This window comes from Tenacibaculum piscium, from assembly GCF_021390755.1.
In the GTDB taxonomy this organism is placed as follows: domain Bacteria; phylum Bacteroidota; class Bacteroidia; order Flavobacteriales; family Flavobacteriaceae; genus Polaribacter; species Polaribacter piscius.
Map to the genome: position 1 here is coordinate 1 of NZ_JAJGWR010000022.1, position 2217 is coordinate 2217.

The window sequence follows — 2217 nt, forward strand, 5'->3', positions numbered from 1 at the left end:
ACAGGATAACTTCCTGTTGGCGTATTTGCTGCAATCGTTACATTTCCGTCGGCATCTATTAAGATATTTCCTGTCGTTATTGGCGTTACATCTGTATTTGCGGTCGTTACTTGAACGCCGTTTAAAGTATCACCTGTTAAAACTTCTCCCGCTGAAACATCCGTTGTTCCTGATGCTAATGGTGCTGAAGCTGTTCCTAAAGTTTCATTATCAGCTAATAATTCTCCTACTACTTCCACTGTTACTGTTGCCGTTGTACAGTTTGCTGGATTAACCCCACTTTCACAAATCGTATATGTTACAGGATAACTTCCTGTTGGCGTATTTGCTACAATCGTTACATTTCCGTCGGCATCAATTAAGATATTTCCTGTCGTTATTGGCGTTACATCTGTATTTGCCGTCGTTACTTGAACGCCATTTAAGGTATCACCGGTTAAAACTTCACCCGCTGAAACACCAGTTGTTCCTGATGCTAATGGTGCTGAAGCTGTTCCTAAAGTTTCGTTATCAGCTAATAATTCTCCTACTACTTCCACTGTTACTGTTGCCGTTGTACAGTTTGCTGGATTAACCCCACTTTCACAAATCGTATATGTTACAGGATAACTTCCTGTTGGCGTATTTGCTGCAATCGTTACATTTCCGTCGGCATCAATTAAGATATTTCCTGTCGTTATTGGCGTTACATCTGTATTTGCGGTCGTTACTTGAACGCCATTTAAGGTATCACCTGTTAAAACTTCTCCCGCTGAAACATCCGTTGTTCCTGATGCTAATGGTGCTGAAGCTGTTCCTAAAGTTTCGTTATCAGCTAATAATTCTCCTACTACTTCCACTGTTACTGTTGCCGTTGTACAGTTTGCTGGATTAACCCCACTTTCACAAATCGTATATGTTACAGGATAACTTCCTGTTGGCGTATTTGCTGCAATCGTTACATTTCCGTCGGCATCAATTAAGATATTTCCTGTCRTTATTGGCGTTACATCTGTATTTGCCGTCGTTACTTGAACACCATTTAAGGTATCACCGGTTAAAACTTCTCCTGCTGAAACATCCGTTGTTCCTGATGCTAATGGTGCTGAAGCTGTTCCTAAAGTTTCATTATCAGCTAATAATTCTCCTACTACTTCCACTGTTACTGTTGCCGTTGTACAGTTTGCTGGATTAACCCCACTTTCACAAATCGTATATGTTACAGGATAACTTCCTGTTGGCGTATTTGCTGCAATCGTTACATTTCCGTCGGCATCAATTAAGATATTTCCTGTCGTTATTGGCGTTACATCTGTAKTTGCYGTCGTTACTTGAACGCCATTTAAGGTATCACCTGTTAAAACTTCACCCGCTGAAACACCCGTTGTTCCTGATGCTAATGGTGCTGAAGCTGTTCCTAAAATTTCATTATCAGCTAATAATTCTCCTACTACTTCCACTGTTACTGTTGCCGTTGTACAGTTTGCTGGATTAACCCCACTTTCACAAATCGTATATGTTACAGGATAACTTCCTGTTGGCGTATTTGCTGCAATCGTTACATTTCCGTCGGCATCAATTAAGATATTTCCTGTCGTTATTGGCGTTACATCTGTATTTGCCGTCGTTACTTGAACRCCATTTAAGGTATCACCTGTTAAAACTTCWCCCGCTGAAACATCCGTTGTTCCTGATGCTAATGGTGCTGAAGCTGTTCCTAAAGTTTCATTATCAGCTAATAATTCTCCTACTACTTCCACTGTTACTGTTGCCGTTGTACAGTTTGCTGGATTAACCCCACTTTCACAAATCGTATATGTTACAGGATAACTTCCTGTTGGCGTATTTGCTGCAATCGTTACATTTCCATCGGCATCAATTAAGATATTTCCTGTCGTTATTGGCGTTACATCTGTATTTGCGGTCGTTACTTGAACGCCGTTTAAGGTATCACCTGTTAAAACTTCTCCCGCTGAAACATCAGTTGTTCCTGATGCTAATGGTGCTGAAGCTGTTCCTAAAGTTTCATTATCAGCTAATAATTCTCCTACTACTKCCACTGTTACTGTTGCCGTTGTACAGTTTGCTGTTCCTAAAGTTTCATTATCAGCTAATAATTCTCCTACTACTTCCACTGTTACTGTTGCCGTTGTACAGTTTGCTGGATTAACCCCACTTTCACAAATCGTATATGTTACAGGATAACTTCCTGTTGGCGTATTTGCTGCAATCGTTACA

The 2217-nt window shown here is 40.6% G+C and carries 1 protein-coding gene; it reads right to left on the bottom strand.

Annotated features, from left to right (window positions below):
• Positions 1-2217 (bottom strand): beta strand repeat-containing protein (locus L0U72_RS11675; protein WP_394801463.1); only part of this gene is annotated, 2217 nt, incomplete at both ends.